This is a genomic window from Flavobacterium subsaxonicum WB 4.1-42 = DSM 21790, assembly GCF_000422725.1.
Lineage (GTDB): Bacteria > Bacteroidota > Bacteroidia > Flavobacteriales > Flavobacteriaceae > Flavobacterium > Flavobacterium subsaxonicum.
Window position 1 is genome coordinate 639,073 of the sequence record NZ_AUGP01000017.1, and the last position, 26,321, is coordinate 665,393.

General features: G+C 41.8%; 17 protein-coding genes. 12 read left to right on the plus strand and 5 right to left on the minus strand.

Annotated elements, in window-relative coordinates:
* Positions 1-112: 112 nt before the first annotated feature.
* From G509_RS0105765 to G509_RS0105775, 3 genes are all read left to right on the plus strand, one after another.
* Positions 113-3,397 (plus strand): glycosyltransferase family 117 protein, encoded by a 3,285-nt coding sequence (locus G509_RS0105765; RefSeq protein ID WP_026990654.1) that lies wholly within the window; start codon positions 113-115, stop codon positions 3,395-3,397.
* Positions 3,398-3,563: 166 nt separating this feature from the next.
* On the plus strand, positions 3,564-6,845 hold the full coding sequence (locus tag G509_RS0105770) for a DUF2723 domain-containing protein (protein WP_026990655.1): 3,282 nt from the start codon (positions 3,564-3,566) through the stop codon (positions 6,843-6,845).
* Positions 6,846-6,920: 75 nt separating this feature from the next.
* Positions 6,921-7,559, plus strand: coding sequence for a polysaccharide deacetylase family protein (locus tag G509_RS0105775; protein WP_026990656.1), 639 nt, complete (start codon positions 6,921-6,923; stop codon positions 7,557-7,559).
* On the opposite strand, the gene G509_RS0105780 is transcribed toward G509_RS0105775, so the two are convergent.
* The 3 genes from G509_RS0105780 to G509_RS0105790 all read right to left on the minus strand — a co-directional run bounded on the left by G509_RS0105780 (position 7,556) and on the right by G509_RS0105790 (position 9,589).
* Positions 7,556-7,852 carry a thioredoxin family protein gene (locus tag G509_RS0105780; RefSeq protein ID WP_026990657.1) on the minus strand — a complete coding sequence of 99 codons (297 nt, stop codon included), beginning with the start codon at positions 7,850-7,852 and terminating at the stop codon, positions 7,556-7,558. The genes G509_RS0105775 and G509_RS0105780 overlap by 4 nt on opposite strands.
* 87 nt (positions 7,853-7,939) lie before the next feature.
* Positions 7,940-9,160, minus strand: a complete 1,221-nt coding sequence (locus tag G509_RS0105785) for a metallophosphoesterase (RefSeq protein ID WP_035738513.1) — start codon at positions 9,158-9,160, stop codon at positions 7,940-7,942.
* A gap of 66 nt (positions 9,161-9,226) precedes the next feature.
* Positions 9,227-9,589, minus strand: a complete 363-nt coding sequence (locus tag G509_RS0105790; protein WP_026990659.1) for a winged helix-turn-helix transcriptional regulator — start codon at positions 9,587-9,589, stop codon at positions 9,227-9,229.
* A 316-nt stretch (positions 9,590-9,905) separates the two neighbouring features.
* Here G509_RS0105790 and polA point away from each other — a divergent pair, with 316 nt between their 5' ends.
* The 3 genes from polA to G509_RS0105815 all read left to right on the plus strand — a co-directional run bounded on the left by polA (position 9,906) and on the right by G509_RS0105815 (position 15,800).
* Positions 9,906-12,740 (plus strand): DNA polymerase I, encoded by a 2,835-nt coding sequence (gene polA / locus G509_RS0105800; protein ID WP_026990660.1) that lies wholly within the window; start codon positions 9,906-9,908, stop codon positions 12,738-12,740.
* 305 nt (positions 12,741-13,045) lie between these two features.
* Complete coding sequence (locus tag G509_RS0105810; RefSeq protein WP_026990661.1) at positions 13,046-14,368, plus strand: serine hydrolase domain-containing protein; 1,323 nt, start codon at positions 13,046-13,048, stop codon at positions 14,366-14,368.
* A 160-nt stretch (positions 14,369-14,528) separates the two neighbouring features.
* A complete protein-coding gene (locus G509_RS0105815) occupies positions 14,529-15,800 on the plus strand; it encodes an NAD(P)/FAD-dependent oxidoreductase (protein WP_035738597.1) in 1,272 nt (423 codons plus the stop codon).
* Positions 15,801-15,879: 79 nt separating this feature from the next.
* On the opposite strand, the gene G509_RS0105820 is transcribed toward G509_RS0105815, so the two are convergent.
* Positions 15,880-16,911, minus strand: coding sequence for a LacI family DNA-binding transcriptional regulator (locus G509_RS0105820; RefSeq protein WP_026990663.1), 1,032 nt, complete (start codon positions 16,909-16,911; stop codon positions 15,880-15,882).
* Between the two features lie 439 nt (positions 16,912-17,350).
* Between G509_RS0105820 and G509_RS0105825 the strand changes: the two genes are divergently transcribed.
* The 5 genes from G509_RS0105825 to G509_RS0105850 all read left to right on the plus strand — a co-directional run bounded on the left by G509_RS0105825 (position 17,351) and on the right by G509_RS0105850 (position 22,200).
* Entirely contained in the window at positions 17,351-18,103 is a 753-nt protein-coding gene (locus tag G509_RS0105825; protein WP_026990664.1) for a ferritin-like domain-containing protein, read from the plus strand.
* A gap of 26 nt (positions 18,104-18,129) precedes the next feature.
* Entirely contained in the window at positions 18,130-18,966 is an 837-nt protein-coding gene (locus tag G509_RS0105830; protein ID WP_026990665.1) for a ferritin-like domain-containing protein, read from the plus strand.
* A 238-nt stretch (positions 18,967-19,204) separates the two neighbouring features.
* Positions 19,205-20,167 carry a T9SS type A sorting domain-containing protein gene (locus G509_RS0105840; protein ID WP_026990666.1) on the plus strand — a complete coding sequence of 321 codons (963 nt, stop codon included), beginning with the start codon at positions 19,205-19,207 and terminating at the stop codon, positions 20,165-20,167.
* A gap of 6 nt (positions 20,168-20,173) precedes the next feature.
* Positions 20,174-21,136 carry a T9SS type A sorting domain-containing protein gene (locus G509_RS0105845; protein WP_026990667.1) on the plus strand — a complete coding sequence of 321 codons (963 nt, stop codon included), beginning with the start codon at positions 20,174-20,176 and terminating at the stop codon, positions 21,134-21,136.
* 197 nt (positions 21,137-21,333) lie between these two features.
* On the plus strand, positions 21,334-22,200 hold the full coding sequence (locus G509_RS0105850) for a T9SS type A sorting domain-containing protein (protein WP_026990668.1): 867 nt from the start codon (positions 21,334-21,336) through the stop codon (positions 22,198-22,200).
* Between the two features lie 75 nt (positions 22,201-22,275).
* On the opposite strand, the gene G509_RS0105855 is transcribed toward G509_RS0105850, so the two are convergent.
* Positions 22,276-22,509, minus strand: coding sequence for a hypothetical protein (locus tag G509_RS0105855; RefSeq protein WP_131450780.1), 234 nt, complete (start codon positions 22,507-22,509; stop codon positions 22,276-22,278).
* A 565-nt stretch (positions 22,510-23,074) separates the two neighbouring features.
* Here G509_RS0105855 and G509_RS0105865 point away from each other — a divergent pair.
* The gene (locus G509_RS0105865; RefSeq protein WP_131450781.1) at positions 23,075-26,308 is read left to right on the plus strand and encodes an SNF2-related protein; all 3,234 of its coding nucleotides are present in this window, start codon (positions 23,075-23,077) and stop codon (positions 26,306-26,308) included.
* Positions 26,309-26,321 lie beyond the last annotated feature (13 nt).

Below are 26,321 nucleotides of genomic sequence, written 5' to 3' on the forward strand. Positions count from 1 at the left end.
TAGTTAAATACATTTAATCTGGAAAATAAAAAAAATTAAAAAATATTTTTGGACGTTGTGGCAACCGGATAAAATAGTTTCTTTGTAAGACAATATACCCTTGCTAATCAACATGAACAACCTTTCTTTTAAAAAATGGAATACCCTATTGGGCTGGACTCTTTTTGCCATTGCCCTTGTGGTGTACACGCTAACTGTAGAACCAACCCTTAGTTTTTGGGATTGCGGCGAATATATTTCTACCTCTGCAAAGCTGGAAGTAGGCCACCCACCCGGTGCGCCCCTCTTCCAGATGGCAGGTGCCGTAGTTGCCATGTTTGCTACCAGCCCCAGTAAAGTAGCGCTAATGGTTAATATGGTATCGGTACTATCGAGCGCATTTACAATACTGTTTATGTTTTGGTCGCTTACACTGCTTTTAAAGAGCCTTACAGCCACTTTTACCGATTTTACGAGAGATAATGCCACAATGGTTCTTGGGGCGTCTGCCGTAGGCTCTTTGGCTTTTTTATTTTCGGATAGCTTTTGGTTTAACGCTACCGAGGCCGAGGTGTATGCCATGGCATCGTTGTTTATAGCCATATTGCTATGGACCGGCCTTAAATGGGGCGAAGAAATGCATACGCCGCGCGGCAACAAATGGCTGCTTATAATTTCGCTGCTTATTGGGTTATCATTCGGGGTGCACTTTATGGCACTGCTTACCATACCGTCTATCGGGTTTATTTATTACTTTAAAAACTACAAGACCGTTACGGTTAAAAACTTCATCATAGCCAATATTGTAATGGTGGCGGTACTGTTTTTTGTTTTCGGGTTCCTTTTACCCTACACCCTTGCCCTTTTCGGGAAAACCGAAATCTTTATGGTTAACAGCCTTGGGCTGCCATTTAACTCGGGTACTATATTTGTCTTTTTACTTATTGCTGCCTTTTTTTACTTTGGGTTGCGCTACACTCAAAAAAAAGAACTTCCACTATACAATACCATACTGCTGTGCTTGTTGTTTATACTTATAGGCTTTAGCACCTGGCTTATGCTGCCCATTCGCGCTAACGCCAATGTGGTTATAAACGAGAACAACCCTGCCAACGCGGCCGATGTACTGGCGTATTACAACCGTGAGCAATATCCGCAGCAGCGTACTTTTTACGGCCCTATGTACACCGAGGGCTACGCCGGACTGGACAAAGACAAACCTTACACAGACAGCAAACCCAACTACGAAGCCAACCTTAAAACCGGCAAATACGAAATTGTAAACAATTACAAGAACGCCGAACAAAACCCTGACGAAAGGCACAGCGGTTTCTTGCCCCGCATGGGTGCTACAGATAAAGGTGCCAACTACATGAACTTTGTTGGCCCTCCAAAATTTAAGATCGACCCTGATTACGATTTCTCTCAGGACTTAATGCAATCGGGCATTGACCTTGAAACGCTAAGCGATGAGCAGGCCGGCATGGCCATATCTCAGGCGCGCGGCCAGCTGGAGCAGGTTATAGGCGAATTTAAAAATGCTTATGCCCGTGGCGAAATTGGCAATACCGAGTACGACAAGTTTTTAAACAGCTATAAAGATTACCTGCTTATAGAAAAACCGAGCTTTGGGCAAAACATGTCGTTTATGTTCGAATACCAGTTTGGCTATATGTACTGGCGTTACCTGATGTGGAATTTTACCGGCCGCCAGAACGACGAGCAGGGCCGCTATGGCTACCAGGACGGCAACTGGATAAGCGGAATTGGCTTTATTGATGATGCGCATCTGGGTCCGCAGGAGCATATATCAGATGATATGCGCAACAACAAAGCCCGTAACACTTACTTTTTTATTCCGTTTATCTTAGGCGTTGTGGGTATGATATACCACGCCCGTAAAGATGCCAAGAGTTTTTATGTGCTGCTTGCCCTGTTTTTATTTACCGGTATTGCACTTAAGATATTCCTTAACGAAAGGCCTTTTGAACCCCGCGAGCGTGATTATGCATTAGTGGGCTCTTTTTACGTTTTTGCCCTCTGGATAGCCTTTGGGGTCTACGCGCTGTTTGATGGCCTTAAAAACTATTTAAAGCCCAAAATAGCCGTACCAGTTGTGCTTGCCGCCACCATGATTGGCGCTCCGTTGCTTATGGCAGCCCAAAACTGGGATGACCACGACCGTAGTGGCCGTTATACTGCCCTTTCTATGGCCAAGGCGTATTTAGATTCGTGCGATCCTAATGCCATACTCTTTACCATTGGCGATAATGATACCTTCCCACTATGGTATGCCCAGGAAGTAGAAGGCTACCGTACCGATGTGCGCGTAGTGTGTACTACCCTGTTTGCCCAGGACTGGTACATTGATTCGATGAAACGCAAGGCGCATGAATCTGACCCTATGCCCATATCGTTTACACACGACCAGTATGTAGACGGTACCCGCAACTATATGCTGTATGTGCCACGAACCGAAGATCGCATTAGCGTTAACGATTTTATGAAGTTTATTTCTACCAACGATGAGAGGGCTAAAATAGAATTGAATAACGGGCAAAAAACCAACATTTACCCGTCTAACAAAATAAGCTTCCCGGTAGACAGGAATGCCATTATACAAAACAAAGTGGTTTCGCCACAGCGTTATGATTCTATTGTTAAAAGCATTGATATCGACCTGCCAAAAAGCGCTATCTATAAAAATGCCCTTATGATGCTCGATATCATAAGGAACAACAACTGGAAACGACCTATTTATTTTTCGGGTGGTAATAGCGATGATTCAGAAATTGCCTGGATGAACAACTACCTGCAACAGGATGGCCTGGTCCTAAAGCTGGTACCCATTAAAACACAACAACCTAAAGATGCTACGGCTTTAGACATGGGCTATATAGAGCCCAACGATATGTTTAACAAAGTTTCTAAATGGGATTGGGGCAACAGCGGCAGCCCGGATATTTATGTTGATCCGCAATCGCGAAGAAACAGTATATCCTTCCGCATGACGCTTGCAAGGCTTATGCAGGCACTTATTGATGCCAACGAGCCTCAAAAAGCACGCAAAGTAATAGATATGGCACTTACCAACATGCCGGTAGACAACTATGGTTTCTATTTTATATCAGAGCCTTTTGCCGGTGGCTATTACAAAGTGGGCGATAAAGCTGCCGCACGCAAACTATTAACACAGCTTATAGGCAAATACAAAGGCAGCCTTAATTATTATGCATCGCAGCCTATAAGCATGCAAAACATTAATGCCCGCGATATTGTTCGCGATATAGAACAGTACCGCAGCCTGCTTATTGTAATGCAGGAAAATAACGATGCCGGGTTTTACAACTCTAACAAAAAACAGTTTAACACCTATGTGCAACGCTTTAGGCAATTTGGCCTTGAGGCCGAAAAATAGAGGCAGACATCATTTTTTAAAGATAAATTAACAAAAGCGGCAATGTATTGTAAACATTGCCGCTTTTGCATTGTTGTAATTAGTAAAAAAATGATATTACACTTTTCCTTTGGCAAAAAAATAGTTTCTTTGCATTAAGAATTAATCCCGGAACAATTCACCATACATGATAACATTCAATTTCAAAAAATGGAATACCATCCTCGGGTGGTCCGTTTTTGCCATTGCACTCCTTGTTTACTCACTAACTGTAGAGCCTACCCTTAGCTTTTGGGATTGCGGCGAATACATACCCACCGCTGCAAAATTAGAAGTTGGCCACCCGCCGGGAGCCCCGCTTTTCCAGATGATGGGTGCCTTTTTTGCCATGTTTGCCCCAAGCCCAGATAAAGTTGCGCTAATGGTAAACATGCTATCGGTATTTTCCAGTGCCTTTACCATTTTGTTTATGTTCTGGTCTACCACCATCATACTAAAAAACTTAGTAGCTAAATTTTCAGAGCTTAATAAAGATAACCTTATTGCTATTTTGGGCAGCGCTGCAGTAGGCAGTTTGGCCTTTACCTTTTCAGATAGTTTCTGGTTCAACGCTGTAGAAGCCGAGGTATACGCCATGGCATCGCTATTTATAGCCTTGCTGCTTTGGTTAGGCCTACGTTGGGAAGAAGAAATGCACACCCCTCGCGGCAACAAATGGCTGCTTATCATATCGTTGGTTATTGGTTTATCTTTCGGGGTACACTTTATGGCATTGCTTGCCATACCTTCTATCGGGTTTATTTACTTCTTTAAAAATTATAAAGATGTTACGGTTAAAAACTTCATAATCGCCAACATAGTAATTGTAGCGGTTCTGCTTTTCATCTTTAAATTCTTATTACCCTACACCATGGCGCTTTTCGGCAAGACCGAAATATTTATGGTTAACAGTATGGGCATGCCATTTAACTCGGGCACTATATTTATAATGTTGCTTATTATTGCTTTCTTTTACTTTGGTTTGCAGTACACTAAAAAGAAAGGCCTGCCATTATACAACACTATTTTGCTTTGTACATTATTCATCTTAATAGGTTTTTCTACCTGGATGATGCTGCCTATACGTGCTAACGCCAACGTGGTTATTAACGAAAACCGCCCGAGTGATGCTGCCGAAGTACTGGCCTATTACAACAGGGAGCAGTACGGCGAGCAAAAGTTATTTTACGGCCCAATGTTTTCTGACACCTATAGCGGTCTGGATAAAACGCGCCCGTACGAAGACGAAAAACCTAACTATCAGCGTGATTATAAAACCGGAAAATATGTAATTGTAAACAATTACAAAAACGCCAAGCAAAATACCGATGACAGCCACAAAGGCTTTATGCCAAGAATGTGGAGCCCTGACCATGCGGCTAATTACATGAGCTTTACCAAGCCCCTTGACTTTAAATTTGACCCTACGTACGATTATGTAGAAGACCTTTACCGTATGGGTTTTCCCGTTGATAAAATGAGCGAGGAAGAAGTTGGTATGGCTATGGCCGAAGTAAGGAATAATGTCGAAAAACAGGTTAACGAGTTTAGGGGTGCTGCCCGTAGCGGCCAGGTTGATATGGACGACTATAACAAATTCCTGAACCAGAACAGCCGCTACCTGATTATCGAAAAACCATCATTTGCATCGAACATGCAGTTTATGGCAGAGTTTCAGTTTGGCTACATGTACTGGCGTTACCTAATGTGGAATTTTACCGGCCGCCAGAACGACATTCAGGGCCGTTATGATAACCTTGACGGTAACTGGATAAGCGGTATTAAACCAATAGACCAGATAAGGCTGGGCTCTCAGGACAACCTGCCGTCTGACCAGGAAAACAACAAAGGCCGAAATTTATACTTCTTCCTTCCGTTTATACTGGGTGTTGTTGGCTTGCTTTTTCATGCTAAAAAAGACCTTAAAAGCTTTTATGTTGTGCTGGCATTGTTCCTGTTTACAGGCCTTGCCCTTAAAATATACCTTAACGAAAGGCCTTTTGAACCGCGTGAGCGCGATTATGCCCTTGTAGGTTCGTTCTACGTGTTTGCCATCTGGATAGCCCTTGGGGTGTATGCCATTTACGACGGACTTAAAACTTACCTTGCCCATAAAATATCAGGGCCGGTGGTTATTGCAGTTACCATGTTTGCTGCCCCGGTGCTTATGGCGTCTCAAAACTGGGACGATCACGACCGTAGCGGCCGTTACACAGCACTTGCTATGGCTAAGGCGTACCTTTCGTCGTGCGAGCAAAATGCTATATTATTCACTATTGGAGACAATGACACCTTCCCGCTGTGGTATGCACAGGAGGTTGAGGGCTACCGTACCGATGTGCGTATTGTTAACACCAGCCTGTTTATGACCGACTGGTATATTGACCAGATGAAAGCCAAAGCTTACACATCTGAACCTATGCCGATAAGCTTTACCCACGAGCAGTACCAACAAGGCACACGCGATTATATGCTGTACGTTCAGGGTACTGAGGCCCGTTGGGATCTTGGCGACCTGCTTAAATTTATAGGATCTGAAGACCCAAGGGCTAAAAAAGAGCTTAACAACGGCCATTTTGTAAACTTTTACCCTACCAACAAGGTAAGGGTGCCAATTAATAAGGCAGAGATCATTAAAAACAAAGTGGTGTCTCCGGCATTGTACGATTCTATCGTTCCGTATATCGATATTGATATTAAAGGCGACGCGCTCTACAAAAACCGCCTTATGATGCTCGACCTGTTTTATAACAACAACTGGAAAAGGCCTATTTACTTTACCGGTGGCAGCTTTGGCGATGATGATTACCTGTGGATGAAAGATTACCTTCAGCTGGATGGTATGGTATACAAACTGGTTCCGGTTAAAACGGCGATACCTAAAGACGGCAGCCCGCTGGATATGGGCCATATCGACACAGAGAAAATGTACAACATTATCATGGCATGGGATTGGGGCAACAGCGAAAGCCCTAACATCTATCACGATCCTGAAACCCGTAAAAACAGCATTACTTACCGCACCAACCTTGCCCGCCTTATGGAGGCACTTATAAACGAGGGTAAACGCGATAAGGCTAAAAAAGTAATAGACCTTGCCATGGCTAAAATGCCGGTTGAGTACTTTGAATACTACACCCTGCTGGAGCCTTTTGCTGCCGGATATTACGAGCTTGGCGAAAAAGAAAAAGCAAGGCAGTTACTGGGCAAGCTGATTAAAAAATACCAGGAAGAGCTAACTTTCTTTAGTGGTATGTCGCAGTCTGATAAATCGTCTCTTAAAATAGATATTGCCACCAATATTGAGCGTTACAGGAGCCTGTTGCTTATTATGGAAGAGAACGGCGATACCGATGCTTACAACAAAGCACGTAAAGAGTTTAATGCCTATAACCATAAAATGGGCAACTATAAACGCGAAAATCAGTAGGCAATACACCTATATATTCTTAACTTTGAGATGCAGCACTACGCTGCATCTTTTATTTAATACAATTGGTAACGTATGAAATGGTATTGGGTAAAAACGGGGCGGCTTATAAAAAAGCTCTTTTCTAACTTTGTGTGGGATATACCTTCTGCACAAAAAACCGTATACCTTACTTTTGATGATGGCCCCCACCCCGATGTTACACCCTGGGTACTGGCAACGTTAAAAGAGCACAACATTAAGGCTACCTTTTTTTGCATAGGCGATAATATAGAAAAGCATCCCGATGTTTTTGAACAGGTTATTGCCGATGGCCACAGCATAGGCAACCATACCTTTAACCACCTTAACGGCTGGAATACCCAAAACGAAGCCTACACTGCCAATTTTGCCCAATGCGAGGCTTCCATCCTAAAAAGGACTACTCCTTTGGCAAAGCTTTTTAGGCCGCCGTACGGCAAGATAAAGCGCGCACAGAGTGCCTGGGTAAGGCAACAGGGCTATAAAATTATAATGTGGGATGTTTTAAGCGCCGACTTCGACCAGAGTATTACGCCGCAGCAATGCCTGCACAATGTTACAAGTACAGTAACCGGTGGCAGCATCATAATATTTCACGACAGTGTAAAGGCATCGGCTAACCTGCGTTACGCCCTGCCTAAAGCCATAGAATATTTAAAAGAAAATAAGTACAGTTTTGGGGTGGTAGCTTAGATCTGTTCCTGCACAAGGCCAATAATAGTATTGGCATCCAGCTCGCCAGATTGCCTCCAAACCATTTGCCCGTCTTTATAGATCATTAATGTAGGCAAACCTTTTATCCTTAGCGCTTCGGCCAGTTCCTGGTTTTTATCTACATCAATTTTTATAACTTTGGCCTTATCTCCAAGCGCAGCTGCAACATCGCGTATTACAGGATGCATAGATACCGAAGGCTCGTTCCATTCTGTATAAAAATCGATCAGTACCGGAACCTGGGAGCTAATAAGTTCTCCGAATTTTGACATAAAGTTGGTAGTTTTAACTTACTTAAAATCCTTTATTTTGGTAAATTATTACACAAATATAGCATTTTTACTAAATCAGCATAGTATTTAACCTTTTTTTAGTTCGAGAACTGTAATTTCTGGCCATATACCCACCCTGCCCGGATACGCATGAAACCCAAAACCGCGGTTTACGTACACATAACGCCCCAGATTTTCGTACAAGCCGGCCCATTGTTTGTAAACGTATTGCACAGGGCTCCACTTAATTAAGCCTGGTATCTCTATACCAAACTGAAGGCCGTGGGTATGCCCGCTAAGGGTTAGCTGGTAATTGCCCGGGTGTTTTTTAACCTCATACTCCCAGTGTGATGGGTCGTGGCTCATAAGTATCTTAAAATCCTTCGGCGTTAAGCCAACTGATGCTTTTGCTAAATCGCCCGCCTGTTTAAAATTATGGCCCCAATTCTCTAAACCAACGAGTGCAATTTCCTGGTCGCCTTTTTTAATTTTAATGTGCTCGTTAAGCATCAGTTTAAAATCTATCTGACGGTGCAGGTCTTTAATGGCAGCAAAGTTGTCGTTTTTTTCTTTTTGGGTCGGCCATTCTATGTATTCGCCATAATCATGGTTACCTAATACCGAATATTTACCTAACGCCGGCGTCTCAATGCGTTTAAACGTTTCTATCCACGGGTGCATTTCGGTAGCGTGGGTATTTACAATATCGCCTGTAAACAGAATGATATCGCTTTTTTGCTGGTTAATAAGGTCAATTGCATATTCTATGCGCTCCTTATTATCAAAGCTGCCGCTATGTATGTCGGATATCTGGGTAATGGTAAGCCCGTCGAAATTATCGGGCAGGTCAGGAAACATAACCGTTTGCCTAATAACCTTAAAGTTGTACTTGCCCTTCGTCATACCATACAGCAACGACAAAAAGGGTATAGATGCCAACCCAAGTGCAGTAAGGCTAACAAAGCGGCGACGTTCGGGCAAAAACGGCTGTTTGCTATCGCCCATAAACATCCGTATAAAACCGCCAAACACCCGTATAATATCTTCGCCAAGCATTACAAAAGCAATAATAAGCTTGGGTATAACGGTAATTAGTAGTAGCCCCATAGTAAAGAGCGACTGCTTGTTCTGCCCTTTGCTCCTGTCAAACTGAGTAAAGGCATAAATAATATAAATAATTACTAAGATGGAAACCGCCAGGTACACCCAGTGCACCCATTTGGTTTTAGTGGCAGCTTTTACGGCCTGAAAAGTGTAAACTTCGGCTAAAAGGGCCGCAATAAGCAGGAATATTAAAAAACGACGCATTAAGTGTAGTATTAAGAAACATAGAGGCATCATAAAACATGCCACAAAACCATTGGCAGAAATTTATTACACCTTGTCAGCCTCGGTATACCGTTTGCGGTGATTAATGCCCCACTCTCTAAGCGTTTGTATTACGTTATCTAAGGTGTGGGCATACTCTGTCATGCTATACTCTACCACTACCGGAATAGAGTCGTGCACAACGCGCTGCACCAGGCCATTCATTTCCAGGTCGCGCAGCTCTTTAGAGAGCATACGGTCGGTTATTTTGGGTATTTCGCGTGCCATTTCGCTAAAGCGTTTGCTGCCAAATGTAAGCGATATTATTATAGGCAGTTTCCATTTTCCGCTTAAAACATCAAGCGCATCGGTAACAGGCCGTATCATTCCTAAGCATTGGCCATGCTCTAAGTGTGTTATATCTTTCATACTATAGTTTATGATAGCACTATACACCCGTACAGTACTTACTTTTATATAGCAAAGATACTTACTTTTGTATTGCAAACTAAAAATAGGGCAGTAACATTTAGCAAATCCCTACCATATTGTTAGCATATATTTTAGATTTTGATGCCTAATTTTGATAAACACAAAAGGCACAAACTTTAAAATACGTAACTCTATATACACAGCGCCCTGCGGTTTTTAATAAAAACGGCAGGGCGCTGCACTTTTATAAAAAGCATGGCGGAGCTTCTTATTGTGGTACGGTTTGTTTATTTTTACAGCAAATAATTTTTTCATGTCTCAACAAAAACGACTTTTCCTTCTCGATGCTTATGCCCTTATTTTTCGTGGCTACTATGCGTTTATAAAAAATCCGCGCATAAATTCTAAAGGAATGGACACCAGCGCCATTATGGGTTTTATGAACTCGCTTTTAGATGTTATTAAGCGCGAACGCCCAGACCACCTTGCTGTAGCTTTTGATAAAGAAGGCAGCACCGTGCGTACCGAAATGTACACGGCATATAAAGCCAATCGCGATGAAACGCCCGAAGCCATAAAAATATCCATACCCTACATACAGGCATTGCTTAAAGCCATGCACATACCGGTAATAGAATCGGCCGGGTGCGAGGCAGACGACCTTATTGGCACCATTGCAAAACAGGCCGAAAAGCAGGGCTACCAGGTTTTTATGGTTACACCCGATAAAGATTTTGCACAGCTGGTTAGCGAGAATGTGTTTATGTACCGCCCTGCCCGTATGGGCAACGGCATAGAGATTTGGGGTGTGCCCGAGGTACTGGCCCGTTTTGAGATTGAGCGCCCTGAGCAGGTTATTGATTATTTGGGGATGATGGGCGATGCGGTAGATAACATTCCCGGGTTGCCGGGCGTGGGCGAAAAAACGGCCAAGAAATTTCTGAAAGATTATGGCACTATGGAGAACCTTTTGGCCCATACCCATGAGCTTAAAGGCAAGCTGCGCGAAAATATTGAAGCCAATAAAGAAAAAGGCATTATGTCTAAAAAGCTGGCTACCATTATAACCGACTGTAATGTTACTTTTAACGAAGATGATTACGAGTTAACCAAGCCCGACACCCCAAAGGTAGAGGAGCTGTTTAATGAACTGGAGTTTCGCCGTATGGCAGAGCAATTTCATAAACTGTTCTCGCATGGCGAGGAGTTTGATACCATTGCCACGCAGGGCTACTCGCCTACCCAGACCATCCTTAAGCCTACCCAGCAATTTGACTTGTTTAATGATGGCGCTGCCGATGCCGAAACAGCATCTGACACTCCGGGCTTTTATAAAACGCTGGAAAATACCGATCATCATTACCAAACCGTACAGGGCAATATGGCGGTTAGCCTCTTATTGCGCGACCTGCTGAAGCAAACCAGTGTTAGCTTTGATACCGAGACTACCGATATTTGTGCCCTTACAGCCGACTTGGTAGGCCTTTCTTTCTCCTGGGAAAAAGGCAAAGGCTTTTACGTACCCGTACCGGCCGACCGTGAGGAAGCGCAGGAACTGGTAAATAAATTTATTCCGTTTTTTGAAGATGAGGCTATAGAAAAGATAGGTCAGAATCTTAAATACGACCTGGAGATATTAGGCAATTACGGCATTACCGTTAAGGGTAAATTTTTTGACACCATGATTGCCCACTACCTTATTAACCCCGACATGCGCCACGGTATGGATATACTGGCCGAAACCTACCTGCGTTATTCGCCTATGCCTATTGAGGCTCTGATTGGCAAGAAGGGCAAGGGACAGAAAACCATGCGCGATGTAGAACTGGAATTGGTTAAGGAGTATGCGGTAGAAGATGCCGATGTTACGCTTCAGCTTAAAGAGGTATTTGCACCTGAATTAGAACGCACCGGAACACGCAAGTTGTTCGACGAGATAGAAATTCCGCTAATGCCTGTACTGGCCTATATGGAGCAGGAAGGCATTAACCTTGACACCGGCTACCTTAAAGAGCTTTCGGGCGAACTGGGTACCGATATTAAAGCGTTGGAGCTGCGCATATACGAAGCCGCAGGCGGAAGCTTTAACCTTGGGTCGCCCAAGCAGTTGGGCGAGATTTTATTTGACAAGCTAAAAATTGGCGGCAACAAGCAAAAGAAAACCAAAACGGGCCAATATGCCACCGGCGAAGAGGTACTATCGTACCTGGCTTTAGAAAACCCTATAGTGCAGGATATATTAGAGTGGAGGCAGTTAATAAAACTGCAAAACACCTATGTAGATGCATTGCCGTTACAGGTTAAGCCCAAAACAGGCCGTGTACATACTGATTATATGCAAACCGTAGCCGCAACCGGCCGCCTTAGTTCTAACAACCCCAACCTGCAAAACATACCTATACGTACTGCAAGGGGAAGGCAAATTCGTAAGGCATTTGTAGCGCGCGACGAAAATTACACCATAGTATCTGCGGATTACTCGCAAATAGAACTGCGCATTATTGCTGCGCTTAGCGGTGACCCGGAGATGATCCGTTCGTTTAAAAACGGCGAGGATATTCACGCCTCGACAGCATCTAAAGTATTTAATGTGCCGTTAGAAGAGGTTACAAGAGAGCAGCGTAGCCATGCCAAAACGGTAAATTTTGGTATTGTGTACGGGGTTTCGGCATTTGGGTTAAGCAACCAGACATCGCTTAGCCGTGGCGAATCTAAAGACCTTATAGATGCCTATTACAAAACCTACCCAAGGCTTAAGCAATATATTGGCGAGCAGGTAGAAATAGCCCGCGAGCAGGGGTATGTGCAAACCATATCAGGCCGCAGGAGGTATTTAAAAGACATTAACTCGCAAAACCAGGTGGTTCGTGGCGGTGCCGAACGTAATGCTGTTAACGCACCTATACAGGGCAGTGCGGCAGATATTATTAAAATTGCCATGATAAATATTTATAAAAGGCTTATTAACGAAAACTGGAAAAGCAAAATGCTGCTGCAGGTACACGATGAGCTTGTGTTTGATGTGCATAACTCTGAGTTGGAGCGCATCAAACCCATGATTAAAGAAGAAATGGAAAATGCCTTTACCTTAGAGGTTCCGTTAGAGGTGGATCTGGGCGAAGGTTTGAATTGGCTGGAGGCGCATTAATTTTAGTTGCTTGTTTTACGCACAGTCTGTCATTCTGAGCACAGCCCGCCTGCCGGCAGGCAGGCGCAGCGGAGTCGAAGAATCTCTATTGATATTGAGTTTGTAGCATCGTGGCATTCCCCTCCTTTGGAGGGGTGCCCGTAGGGTGGGGTGGTTATAATATCACAAAAAAACCACCCCGGCTTTCAGCCACCCCTCCAAAGGAGGGGAAAGCCAAGCAGTAATTTGCGACATCTGATCGACTGCCTGTAATATCTCAAAACAATATCCGTTACTATATAGTTCAACGTAATTGGTTTTCATACATGAAAAAAGCATTTTTATCGTTACTTACTTTTATCCTTACCCTGCCGCTTATGGCGCAGCACGAAGGGGCAAAATTTGAAAAGATAGACAGCCTGCTGACTTATTTATCTGTAAATAATAAGTTTATGGGGTCGCTTAGCATACGCGAAAAAGATAAGGTTGTTTTTGAGAAGGCATACGGTTTTGCCGACCTTCAAAACAAGGTAGCTGCCACACCCGAAACCAAATATAAAATTGGGTCGATTACCAAAATGTTTACGGCAGCCATTGTTTTTCAGCTTATTGAAGAAAAAAAACTAGCGCTGGATACTAAGCTGTCGGAGTTTTTTCCTAAGATTAAAAATGCTGATAAAATTACCATTGCTGATATGATGGACCACCACAGCGGTATCTATAATTACACAAGCGACTCTGTTTTTATGTCCGATCCGGTTAAGCTGCGCACCCGCAAAGACATGACCGACCTGATTTATAAACATGAGCCTGCTTTTGAGCCACGTACTACAGCAGCCTACAGCAACTCAAACTATTTGCTGTTAGGCTATATTATTCAGGATATTACTAAAAAAACCTATAAAGAGAACGTTACTACGCGCATCATCAATAAAATAGGGCTTAAAAATACTTATTACTACGGTAAAATAAACCCAAAGAAAAAAGAGGCCTACTCCTACTCTTTTAAAGATAGCCAATGGGCATTGCGCGAAGAATGGCACGAGACCATAGCCGGGGCTGCGGGAGGTTTGCAAAGCACCCCAACCGACCTTACTAAATTTGCTACCGCCCTTTTTAACGGTAAGATCATAAAACCGGAATCGTTAGCCGAAATGAATAAGATGGATTTAGGCTACGGCCGTGGCCTTTTTAACTTCTCGTTTGCCGAGCGTAAATTTGTAGGCCACAACGGCGATATCGAAGGGTTTTCATCTGTAGTTGGGTACTACGCTAAAGATAATATGGCGTTTTCTTTAATTTTAAACGGCGAGAATTACAATTTTAACGATATGGTGCTGGGCATACTAAGCTGCTATTACAAGCTTCCGTACCGCTTTCCTAACTTTAGCATGGCCGCAGTGCCCGATAGCGTACTTAAAAGCTACGAAGGCGTTTATGCCACCCCAACACTGCCGTTTAAAATAGATGTTAAAGTGGTAGATGGCAAACTACGCATTCATGCCGATGAGCAGGGTACTTTTTATGTAACTGCAATAAGCAACACCACCTTTACCCACGATGCTGCCGGTGTGGTTATGGAGTTTACCCCAAAAGGCTTTATCTTGAAACAAAGCGGCACCCAAACGGTTTTCACCAAAAAACAATAGCGCATACTATAACGTAACAGTATTATAGCAACTGCTAAATAGTTGTTAAACTCAGAACATAGTTAATTAAGTTAACCGTGTTTTAAGATTTGGCGGCGTAAATTTGATAGCAAATACTTACTTTTTGATGCAGATCAGGGAGGCTTTTAAATTTATTGTCATGAAACAAATCGTAATAATTGGCGGTGGCTTTGCCGGGGTTAACCTTGCCAAAAAACTTGCCGATGCTAATGGTGTAAATGTTACACTGGTAGACCTTAATAATTACAACTACTTTCCGCCACTGCTTTATCAGGTGGCTACCGGCTTTTTAGATGTAGCCAATATAACCTACCCTTTCAGGAAACTGTTTGCCGGTAAAAAGAATATCCGTTTCCGTATGGCATCGCTACAGCGTATCGATACGGTTAACAACAAGGCTATTTTATCTAACGGAGAATTAAGCTATGACTATCTTGTTTTAGCCACAGGTACCGAGAGTAACTATTTTGGTATAGAGAACATACGCAAACACGGCCTGCCCATGAAAACCATAGACGATGCCGTAAATATTAAGAACTACATTCTCCAAAAAATTGAAGAGGCTACCCGCCTTAACGATCCTGATGAGATTAAGAAGTTAACCACTATGGTAATTGCCGGTGGCGGCCCTACAGGCGTAGAGCTTGCAGGTACCATTGCCGAAATGAAGAAGAACATCTTTAGGAAAGAATATCCGGAGCTGGCCAACCAAAAAGGCGAGATCTATCTGGTTGATGCCCTGCCTACCGTACTGGCACCCATGAGCAAACAATCGCAGGAGTACACCCATAAAACGCTTGTAGACCTTGATGTTAAGGTGCTGCTTAACAAACAGGTTAAAGATTATGTAGACAATAAAGTGATTTTTGCCGATGGGTCGGAAATTGAAACCAAGATGCTTATCTGGACCGCCGGTGTTGCCGGGCGTGTTTTTGATGGCCTGCCGGAAGATATCTATGGCCGTGGAAAGAGGCTAAAAGTTGATGCCTTTAATAAGGTAGACAGCACCACAAATGTGTATGCCATTGGCGATACCTGCATACAAACCACCGATAAAAACTTTGCCGAAGGCCACCCGCAACTGGCTCAGGTAGCCATACAGCAGGGTAAAAACCTTGCCGATAACTTTAAGGCTATGGTGACAGGCAAGCCGTTAGAACCGTTTAAGTATTTTGATAAAGGCAGCATGGCAATAATTGGCCGTAGTAAGGCTGTTGCCGAAATACCAAGCCCCAAGCTTAAATTTAAAGGCTTTATAGCCTGGATGATGTGGCTGTTTGTACACCTGTTCTCGCTTATAAACTTCCGTAATAAAATGCAGACATTTTTTAACTGGATGGTTACCCTGTTTACTAAAGACCAGTCTATGCGTACCATTGTAAGGCCAACGGTAGTGCAGGATAAAAGCTGATTACCCACAATCTACTCCCCATAAAAAACAAAAGCCGTTTACTAATGTAAACGGCTTTCTTATTGTATATCTATTTAACCTACAGTTTCCTGGTAGATTCGCGCTGGCGCAATTCGGTTTTAATAATACGGGTCTGGTATTCCGGGCCATCCTCGCTTTTGTCTTCCAGCCTGTCTATAAGCAATTCGGCAGCAGCCTCTCCAATTTCGGGTCCGTGCTGGCTAACGGTACTAAGGCTCGGCGTAAGCCTGCGCGACCAAACACCATCGGCAAAGCCAATAAGCTGTATGTCTTCGGGTATTTTAAAGCCGCCTTTTAAAACTGCTTTCATAGCCGTTACAGAGGCATGCTCTTCTAAGGCAAAAACACCGTCTATCTTTTTACCTTTTACATCAAAAAACCCAGGGAATTTTTCGTCAAATTCCTCATCGCTGTTTACACGTAAAATAAGCGATTCGTCTATCTTAATATTATTGTCTTCCAACGCCTTAAGATATCCTTCTGCACGCAATTCGCCCACGCTAAGGTTATCTATGTTAGAAACCAGTGCTATGCGTTTGCAGCCTGTTTTAACAAGGTGGGTAACGGCATGCACGGCGCTGTCAAAATCATCTACAATAACTTTATCGCAGTTAACATCTGTAGATATCCTGTCGAACATTACAATAGGTATATCATCGGCAATAGCCTCTTTAAAGTGCTTTATTTCGTGTTCTTTTTGCGTTTCCTGAGATATGGAAAGTATAAAACCATCTATAGTGCCGTTGCTAAGCATATCCATAGTATGGATCTCTTTTTTAAGCGACTCGTTGGTTATACACGTAATTACATTGTAGCCACGCTCGTTAGCTGTTTTTTCTATACCGCTAAATACTTTGGCAAAAAACGGATTAAGAATATTAGGTATTATAACCCCAATAGTTTTAGACCGTTTGCTTTTAAGGTTTACCGCAATATTGTTGGGCTTATAGTTTTTAAGCTTGGCAAATTCCTGCACTTTTATCTTAGTGGGTTCACTAATTTCAGGACTGTTGCTTAATGCTTTGGATACCGTTGAAACGGAAACATTAAGCTCTTTAGCGATTTGTTTTAAGGTAGCTTTTGGTCTCATATCCTAATTATGTTTTGTATGGTAAAGAAACGAAAATTTTACGAAATTCTTATAGTAGTTTTTGATGAAATGCGATTTTTTTAACTATTAAGCATCATTCCATATAATACACTAAACGCAAACGTGTGAGTTAATTAGTACGAATTTAGATAAAACCCGTATTACACTGAATTTTAAAAAGTTAATTATTCAATAAAGTTTGTGGATAAACAAATGTTAAGGCCAATTATTTTACATTATGGTAACTCGTTAATCATCAAACGTAATAGCTTTATTATAAGTTTTAATATTTTATTAAAAGTTTGTTAAACCTGCAAAAATAAGTCGATTTCTTAAAAACCGTTAACAATTATCTGTCGTATGTAAAATTAACTTTGAAAATCTAACAATAAGAATGCAACCACACCACCTATAATTATTTAACCTTAAATGTTACATTATGAAACAGACTAAAGTAGACGTCAAACAAGTTGGCACAGCCAGCAGACGCAGCTTTCTTAAAATCAGCGGCCTTACGCTCGCAGGTACAGGACTACTTCTTGCGGGTTGTAGCAATGATGACGACAACAATACCCCATCTACCCCAAACATGTTGCCGGGCGTTGTAGATGGCGTTTTTGACCTTGGCGCAGGAGATGCAGGTATACTTACCTATGCTTATGCATTAGAGCAGCTTGAGGCCGATTTTTACACAAGGGTAGTAAATGCCAACAACTTTGGTGGCACTTTTAATACCGACGAACAGGCTATATTGGTAGACCTTTACAGGCACGAGGTTATACACCGTGAGTTTTTTAAAGCCGCCCTTACAGGTGCTTTAGCAAACACAGCGGGTACTGTACTGCCAAGCCTGGAGTTTAAATACGATAGCGTAAACTTTAGCAACAGGGCAAGTGTACTTAACACTGCCAAAGCTCTTGAAGATACCGGGGTTGCCGCTTATAACGGTGCCGGACAGTATATTACAAGTGCAGATTATTTATTGTTAGCAGGTAAAATTGTATCTGTAGAAGCAAGGCATGCCTCTGCCATTAGAGACCTTTTAAACCCTAATACAGCGGCTTTTGCAGGTAATGATGTAGTTGATGCCACAACAGGTCTTGACGCAGCTAAAAAACCTTCGCAGATTATTACTGCTGTAAGTGCATTAGATTTTATTCAAACGCCGTTTACAGCCACTTACCTGGAGTAACCTACTAACAATTAAAACACGAAATTATGAACATCATCAAATTTATAGAATCGTTTACTAACGAGGGCGTTATACAAAGCCTGCAAAGTAAAGGATCAAGAAGAGACAGCTTTAACCAGTTTGGTAAAGTAGGCGCAACAGCCGCCATGGCAGCAATACCGTTTTCTATGCTGTTTACACAAAAAGCAAACGCTGCTACCACTACATTTTTAAATACTGCTGCAGATACCCCACTTTCTGCATTGCAGCTTGCGCTTACATTAGAGTACCTTGAAGACGAATTTTACCAAATGGCACTGGATGCCAATGGTTTATTAACAGGTACCGACAGAGATGTTATTGCACAGATAAGCCAGCACGAATCTGACCACGTTACCCTTTTAGCAGGCGCACTTGGTGCTAATGCACCGGCTAAACCAACTTTTGACTTTACAGGCGCTAAAAGCGTAAACGGTGGCGGGCCATTTGACCCATTTGGCGACCTTGATACCTTTTTTGCATTAGCCCAGGCGTTTGAAGATACCGGCGTTCGCGCCTACAAAGGCCAGGCAGGCAACCTAATATCAGACAAAGCATTACTAACTACCGCTCTGCAAATACACTCGGTAGAAGCACGCCACGCATCGCAAATACGCCGTATGAGAGGCCAGAAAGGCTGGATTGTGGGCAGCGACCGCGGTGGGCTTCCGGCTGCTGCACAACCGGTTTATGATGGCGAAGAGAACTTTACCCAAGCTGGCTTTAATACATCGGCTGTATCGGCAACTCCATCTATACCTGCAGGCGCAGGTTCGGAGTCTTTCGACGAACCTATTACAGGCGATCAGGCTGTTACCATTGCAAGCCTGTTTATTGTGCCTTAACAATAAAAATTAAGTTGATTATTGGCTGCCCGCAGGATGTATTTTCTGCGGGCAGTTTTTTTGTGCCCAATTTAAACGAACATGTATTTAATTAAGCACTTTGTAAGAATAGCAAGTTTATTTTGTAGCTTAGTCGCAATCAACTTAAAACCTTACTATTATGAATTTAAAATTACGTTTACCATTTATATTTTGCCTGAATAGATTTGCGTATCTAATTTCATGAAATTTTAAATCCATGAAAAAAACACTATTTACCCTATTACTTATAGCAATAAGCTATAAAGGCGCGGCCCAAACAACAGCCATACCTGATCCCGGTTTTGAATCTGCATTAATAAATCTCAATATTGATAGCGATGGGATTGTAAATGGTCAGGTTTTAACCAGCGATTTAGAAACCGTAACAGAATTGGATCTTGATTTTTGGCTTGGAAATACTCCTGCTATTTATAACCTCAGCGGTTTAGAAGGATTTAGTAATCTCCAAGAACTTACGATAAATCAAACAGAATTATCCTCAATTAATATCAGCCAATGTAGCCAACTGCAGAAATTAGAATGTAGTGGTAACATGCTTACAAGTATTGATGTATCTCAAAACCCGTTATTAGAAGAGCTACGTTGTGGTAACTATTCAGATCTTGGATATAGTAATGAAATTGTGGATATAGACCTTAGTAATAACCCTAATATTCGCATACTTGATGCCTCAACGATGAACACGATAGATAGAATAAACCTTAAAAACGGTAATAACAACAGTGACATGAAGCTATATGTGGGATTTGACTTTGATGAGCCTACCGGACCAGATATAATTTATAACACTGTGTGCATTCAGGTAGATAATGAGGAGTTAGCTCAGAACTACCAATTCCCCTATTCTGAATGGGAGGTAGATAACTTAGGCACTACAGTTAATTTTTCTGAAAACTGTGTTTTGAGCAATGTTGATGTTGAGAAACATAGCGCAATATCTGTATATCCTAATCCGGCGTCGGATATTGTGTACATTAACTCACAAAATGCAGCCGTAGTTAATGGCGCTGTGCTGTTTGACATTTCAGGCAGGGTGGTAAGGGAATATAAAGTCGTTACTGCCGAGGGCATCTCAGTTTCCGGCCTCCAAAAAGGTATTTACCTGCTACAAATTACTGTTGGTAAAAACATCCAGACAAAAAAGATTGTGATAGAATAACATACTATGAAAAAAACACTATTTACCCTATTACTTATAGCAATAAGCTATAAAGGCGCGGCCCAAACAACAGCCGTACCTGATCCCGGTTTTGAATCTGCATTGATAACTCTTAATATTGATAGCGACGGGATTGTAAACGGTCAGGTTTTAACCAGCGATTTAGAAAACGTGACAGAATTGGATCTTGATTTTTGGCTTGGAAATACTCCTGCTATTTATAACCTCAGCGGTTTAGAAGGATTTAGCAACCTGCAAGAACTTACTATAAATCAAACAGAATTATCCTCGATCAATATTAGCCAATGTAGCGAACTAAAGAAATTAGAATGTAGCGGTAACATGCTTACAAGTATTGATGTATCTCAAAACCCGTTATTAGAAGAGCTACGTTGTGGTAACTATTCAGATCTTGGATATATTAATGAAATTGTAGAGATTGATGTTAGTAACAATCCAAATATCCATATACTTGAAGCTTCAAATATCGGGGAACTTACTAAGATCAACCTTAAAAATGGTAATAACAACAGTAATATGAAGCTATATGTGGGGTTTTATTTTGATGAGCCTACCGGGCCAGATGTAATTTACAACACGGTATGTGTTCAGGTAGATAATGAGGAGCTGGCACAAAATAACCAATTTCCTTACTCTGAGTGGGATATTATTGACTTAGGCACTACAGTTAATTTTTCTGAAAACTGTGTTTTGAGCAATGCTGATTTTGATCAAAATAGCGCAATCTCTGTATATCCTAATCCGGCGTCGGATATTGTATACATTAACACACAAAATACAGCCGTAGTTGATGGTGCTATGCTATTCGATGTTTCGGGCAGGGTGGTAAGGGACCATAAAGTCGTTACTGCCGAGGGCATCTCAGTTTCAGGACTCGAAAAAGGTATTTACCTGCTACAAATTACTTTTGGCAAAAACATCCAGACAAAAAAGATAGTTATAGAATAAACAAGCTCCGTTAATAATACAAAGACATTTAAAGCTTCAGTTTTACTGGAGCTTTTTGTTTAAAAATTCAAGTAGGCATGTTACTATATTAACACACAATACCCTGAAATCCATAAGTCTAAGCGGGTTTTTAATAAGTTGTTTTTAATATTCAAAGTATAGCTTTGCTGTACTCTCTAACACATAAAACATACAATATGAAAAAGTTACTACTCTTAGCACTACTTGCCTTGCCTGCAATGGGCAGCGCACAACTTATAAACGCCGATTTTGAGCAATGGGTTAACCCAATGGACTCTTTTGTTAACCGCCCTACCGGGTGGACTGCCTTACAGCCGGGTGCAATACCAAATCCTGATGCCAATCTTTATCACCTTCCCGCTACCGATGCCTATAGCAACAACTATGCCCTGCGCTTAAGTATTTGGTACGATTACACCAAAGACCTGGCTACGCAAACGGTGCCCATAAACTACAGGCCAGCATCGTTAAAAGGGCATTATAAGTACACCGATAATACGATTATTAAAGACAACGACACTATACCCGACACGGCACAGGTTAGCATATACCTAATTAAGTATAATACTGTTACCGCACAACAGGACACTATTGGCACAGGGGTCTTAGAGCTTGACCAGAGCTTGGAATATACTGAATTTACTGTAGCTGTAACCTATACAAGCAACGAAATTCCGGACACAGTAAAGGTAATCCTGGATCCCTCGTTACTAAGGCGCTACCCAGATGAGGCTGTGTATTCTACCGGCAATGTAACTTCTTTATTTACTGTAGATAAGCTGCATTTAACACAGCCCTCGTTAAGTAGTCCTGATGCACTTAAAGACAGCTTTAAAGCCTACCCTAACCCCACTACAGATGTAGTTCACTTCCCAGGATTTGAAGGCGATGTAACCGTTTACGATGTGAATGGCAGGCAACTGTTACAGCAAGCAGCATCAAAGTCTGGCATTTCTTTAGCGCCATTACCTACCGGGCTGTACATTGTGCAATTAAACGGCAATGATAATAAGGTGCAGTACACCAAAATAGAAAAGTTATAGCATTAAGCCAGCTGAAAGCCCCAAATATGTAAAAACCCCTGAGAAATTAGGGGTTTTTGGTTTTAACGTTATCCGCTAAGATGACAGTAAAAATTTCTTAATACTTTTAACCTTCCCATTATCAATCTTAGTTTTTTGCATGAGTGTTATCAGCCTAACAATCTGCATCTTAAAAGTATAATTTACAGATACATCCATCAGTACAACATCCCAAATAGCACCAGACCCGCCCCAATAATTAATTCCGTTTATCGATTTGATAAAAGCGTCAATATCTTCAGATAAAAGCAATTCAAGAGATTGTTGCACAATCTCAGCTTTGAGCTATTTTATTATTTTTAGCCAACAATTGCTCTAAATCTGTAAGAATCTTTACAAAATTTTGGCTCTCACTAACAACAAGGCCCCTTCGTTTTGCTTTATTTATTCCAAACATACTGCTAATTATATATTGCGCTAATGTATTAATTTACAAAACACAAAAAGCCCCTGATTTCTCAGAGGCTTTTGCTGTGCACCTTATAGTACAAAACTCGAACCATTTGCTAGAAGATTTAAAGCTAATTAGCGATATTTCAGCTACATAAACATATTCTTCATCAGCCGTATTAAGTAAGTTCATTGATTAAACGACAAAGATAATTCAAACGAATAAAGCCATCGTGAGACAATAGTACCACTTGTTAATATCAAAGTTAACGAAAGAGGGCAATCGCCCCTAATTATGTAAAAAAAAACTTTATCTCCACTTTTAGCACTTACTTAATATTTTATTCAAGTACCAATCTAAATTAATTAATATTACTATCTTCATGATTCATAACTTGATAAAGTGCCTCGACATAAGATCAGTATTCCAATAAGTCAGCAGATAATGGATTTCGATAATCCGCCACAACCTTTGTTTGTTTGGCCGGATAACAATTTATTTCCTTTAAATCTAAAAGATTCGGCAGAAAAGCGAACGGTACTGCAAGTAGTGTTAGAAGATATCGCAGTGAGTAATCGTTATTTGGTGGTAACTGGATTTACCTCGCTAGCACATATTATTGAATTGTTTGGTGGTAAGGTTAATTTCGACAGCTTGCAGGATGTACGGATCATATTAGGTTTTGAGCCCGAACTGCGTGAGCGCAAGTTATGGAAGAGTGCGGAACTGGATAAGGACGTTAAGGAGTATTGGGCGGGTCAGCATTATTCTTTGTTAAACGGCGGAGTTGTAATCAAGGTAATTGAACTAATCAAAGCTCAGCGGATATGTTTTCGTTTGTCGGATGGACTCCATGCCAAAATTTATATAGGTGATCTACATGCAATTTTAGGGTCCTCTAATTTTAGCAAAAACGGTTTAACCTTCCAAAATGAAGCTAACATTAGACTGGCGAACAATCCAATGTTACAATTAGAACATGAGCAATATCAACATATAAAACAAATTGCGGAAAATTATTACCAGCTCGGCAAACCTTACAGTGATACCATTGTTGAGTTATTGACAAACTTACTAAAACTAGTAACTTGGCAAGAGGCGCTGGCACGAGCGATTTCGGAAATTGTAGACAAACCATGGCTGAATGACATCCCGGAACTTTATAATAAACTTAACAGCCTGAAATTATGGCCTTCCCAGCGCTTAGGTCTTGGACAGGCTATGTATATTTTGCAAACACAGGGTTGTGTACTAATCGCTGATCCGACAGGCTCGGGTAAAACAAAAATGATAAGTACACTTCAATTAGTACTTTATCACTGGCTTTGGGAAACAGGTCGGCGTAATAAATCTTATGCAGTTACCATTTGTCCGCCCTTGGTCAAGGATAGTTGGCATAAAGAATTTGTAGATATAGAATTTTCGCAAAGCGGACAGATATCTATGGGAGCATTAAGTTATACGAAAGGGATTAGCCATGGGACACATTTAAAGGAAATCCGCAATGCCAACATTCTTGTAGTCGATGAAGCGCACAATTTTCTAAACTTGAACTCCTTTCGGAGTATGAGTGTAGCGGAACATACTTCTGACAATATTATCTTGGCCACTGCCACCCCGATTAATAAAAAGCCGAAAGATTTAATGAGACTTATTGAACTGCTGGGTGTAGATAATTTGGGCGACCAGGAACTGGACGACTTTAAAGCGCTTAAACGACAGCGCCACATTAATAGTAATTCTCCGCAATTTGCTGCACTTAAGGCTTATATCGAAAAATTCATTGTCCGCCGTACTAAAACACAGCTTAATAAACTTATAGACCGTGAGCCTGAACTTTACGTCAACCGGAGAGGTAATCGCTGCCGTTATCCTGAAAATGTCCCTCAGACCTATAAGACAGGCGAAACAATAGAGGATCAGCGCATAGCCCAAGGGATTAACAGGCTTGCAGGAGAATTGAAGGGATTGATATATTTGCAAAGAATCATGAAGCCTGATGACTTAGAAACCCAAGACGAGCAATACCATATAGATTTGCGGTTACGAGCTGCCAAAGCTTTATCTAAATATAATATCCAGGCGAAAATGCGCTCTTCCAAAGCCGCTTTGCTTGAACATCTAAAGGGTACCGATGCCGCACTGGAAGAATACAAATTCAAGTCGGGCAAAGATAAGTCGGGTAACGTCATTGCCACCATCGCCAAGATTAGCAAATCATTGCCGAAAAACCAGCTGCAACAGGTCTGTCCAGAATGGCTAACTGACATGGATTCCTACCAGCGCGCTTGCCGCGAGGAGGCTGCAATATATGAGGAGATCGCGCAATTATCAATTAAGCTAAGCCTTTCAAGGGAATTAAAAAAAGTCGGTGAACTCCTTAAACTATTTAAACAGCATGCTTTAGTACTTGCGTTTGATAGCACAGTACTAACACTCGACTTTTTGGGAAAACTGATTCGCACTCACTATCCTAATAACGGCATCGACCATTACGTGGTTACTGGTGCCTCCACTAAAACAACAGTGACAAGTATCCTTAAAAAGTTTGATTTGGGTTCTTCAAGTGAAAATATCCTTGCGTTGTGTTCGGACTCTATGGCTGAAGGTGTGAACCTCCAGCAAGCCTCGGCTTTAATGTTCCTTGATATGCCGAGCGTTTTGCGGATTGCTGAACAACGTATCGGTCGCATTGATCGGCTTGACAGTCCGCACGCCAAGGTCAAAGTTTACTGGCCGCTGGACAGCGCCGAATTTGCACTGCGTTCCGACAAGCGTCTCATTAAGACTTCTTTTGATACTGAAAGTCTGATTGGATCGAACTTCACCATACCCGATGAGATCATGGGACAACACCTGGACGAGGTCATTCGTCCAGAAGAAATGATCCAGGCGATAAAGGAAAATAAAGATCAAGAATACTTATGGGCGGGAGTTCAGGACGCTTTTACTAGTGTCCATAAACTTTATGAAGGAGATGACACTCTAATTGACCTTAAAACCTATGAAACCTGGAAAAATGTAGATGCCAGCGTAAAAGTAAAACTAAGTATTGCCCGTTCACAAAGTCCATGGATCTTTTTGGCGGTGAAGGGAACCAAAGTTATATCACCGCGGTGGTATTTTATTGATGCTGATGAAAAAATCTCTGTTGAACTCGGCGAGGTGTGTTCACAATTGAGGCATCACATGACCAGCACCGAACATTGGGAAATGAATTGGTCGGATACCGTACAGCAAGAACTTAATCGTTATATCAAATTACTCCTGGATAATGAAATCAATATGCTGCCCAGCAAACGTAAAAGAGCAATCGAGGTCGCTAAGGTCATTTTAGGCAAACAATTGAAACTAGCTGATAAGAACCTGCCCCGTCGGAAACTAATCAGGCAAGTGCTGGAAATGTTTGAACCTCGAATTGTTAACGAAGAGTATAACATCGATTATTATCATTTTTCACAGCAGTGGCTAGACATTTTTACTCCGATTTTGGCTGAAAAAAAGCGGCAGCAAAAGAAAAAAGACAAAAAAGTGTTATCCCTTCAGGATCTGAAAAGCGACAAATCCATTGAGCTGACTGACATACAACTTCAAAAGATACTTGATGAGGCTCCGCTGATTATTAATATGTGGAACCGTGTCGCTTCGTGCATAATTGGCGTACCAAATATGCTTTAAAACATTAATAAAA

Coding starts and splice junctions, on each gene's coding strand:
- G509_RS0105845 (WP_026990667.1), top strand. CDS start 20,174: ATGAAAAAAACACTATTTACCCTATTACTTATAGCAATAAGCTATAAA.
- G509_RS0105840 (WP_026990666.1), top strand. CDS start 19,205: ATGAAAAAAACACTATTTACCCTATTACTTATAGCAATAAGCTATAAA.
- G509_RS0105815 (WP_035738597.1), top strand. CDS start 14,529: ATGAAACAAATCGTAATAATTGGCGGTGGCTTTGCCGGGGTTAACCTT.
- G509_RS0105770 (WP_026990655.1), top strand. CDS start 3,564: ATGATAACATTCAATTTCAAAAAATGGAATACCATCCTCGGGTGGTCC.
- G509_RS0105850 (WP_026990668.1), top strand. CDS start 21,334: ATGAAAAAGTTACTACTCTTAGCACTACTTGCCTTGCCTGCAATGGGC.
- G509_RS0105865 (WP_131450781.1), top strand. CDS start 23,075: ATGGATTTCGATAATCCGCCACAACCTTTGTTTGTTTGGCCGGATAAC.
- G509_RS0105780 (WP_026990657.1), bottom strand. CDS start 7,852: ATGTCAAAATTCGGAGAACTTATTAGCTCCCAGGTTCCGGTACTGATC.
- G509_RS0105765 (WP_026990654.1), top strand. CDS start 113: ATGAACAACCTTTCTTTTAAAAAATGGAATACCCTATTGGGCTGGACT.
- G509_RS0105825 (WP_026990664.1), top strand. CDS start 17,351: ATGAAACAGACTAAAGTAGACGTCAAACAAGTTGGCACAGCCAGCAGA.
- G509_RS0105790 (WP_026990659.1), bottom strand. CDS start 9,589: ATGAAAGATATAACACACTTAGAGCATGGCCAATGCTTAGGAATGATA.
- G509_RS0105785 (WP_035738513.1), bottom strand. CDS start 9,160: ATGCGTCGTTTTTTAATATTCCTGCTTATTGCGGCCCTTTTAGCCGAA.
- G509_RS0105820 (WP_026990663.1), bottom strand. CDS start 16,911: ATGAGACCAAAAGCTACCTTAAAACAAATCGCTAAAGAGCTTAATGTT.
- G509_RS0105775 (WP_026990656.1), top strand. CDS start 6,921: ATGAAATGGTATTGGGTAAAAACGGGGCGGCTTATAAAAAAGCTCTTT.
- G509_RS0105830 (WP_026990665.1), top strand. CDS start 18,130: ATGAACATCATCAAATTTATAGAATCGTTTACTAACGAGGGCGTTATA.
- G509_RS0105810 (WP_026990661.1), top strand. CDS start 13,046: ATGAAAAAAGCATTTTTATCGTTACTTACTTTTATCCTTACCCTGCCG.
- polA (WP_026990660.1), top strand. CDS start 9,906: ATGTCTCAACAAAAACGACTTTTCCTTCTCGATGCTTATGCCCTTATT.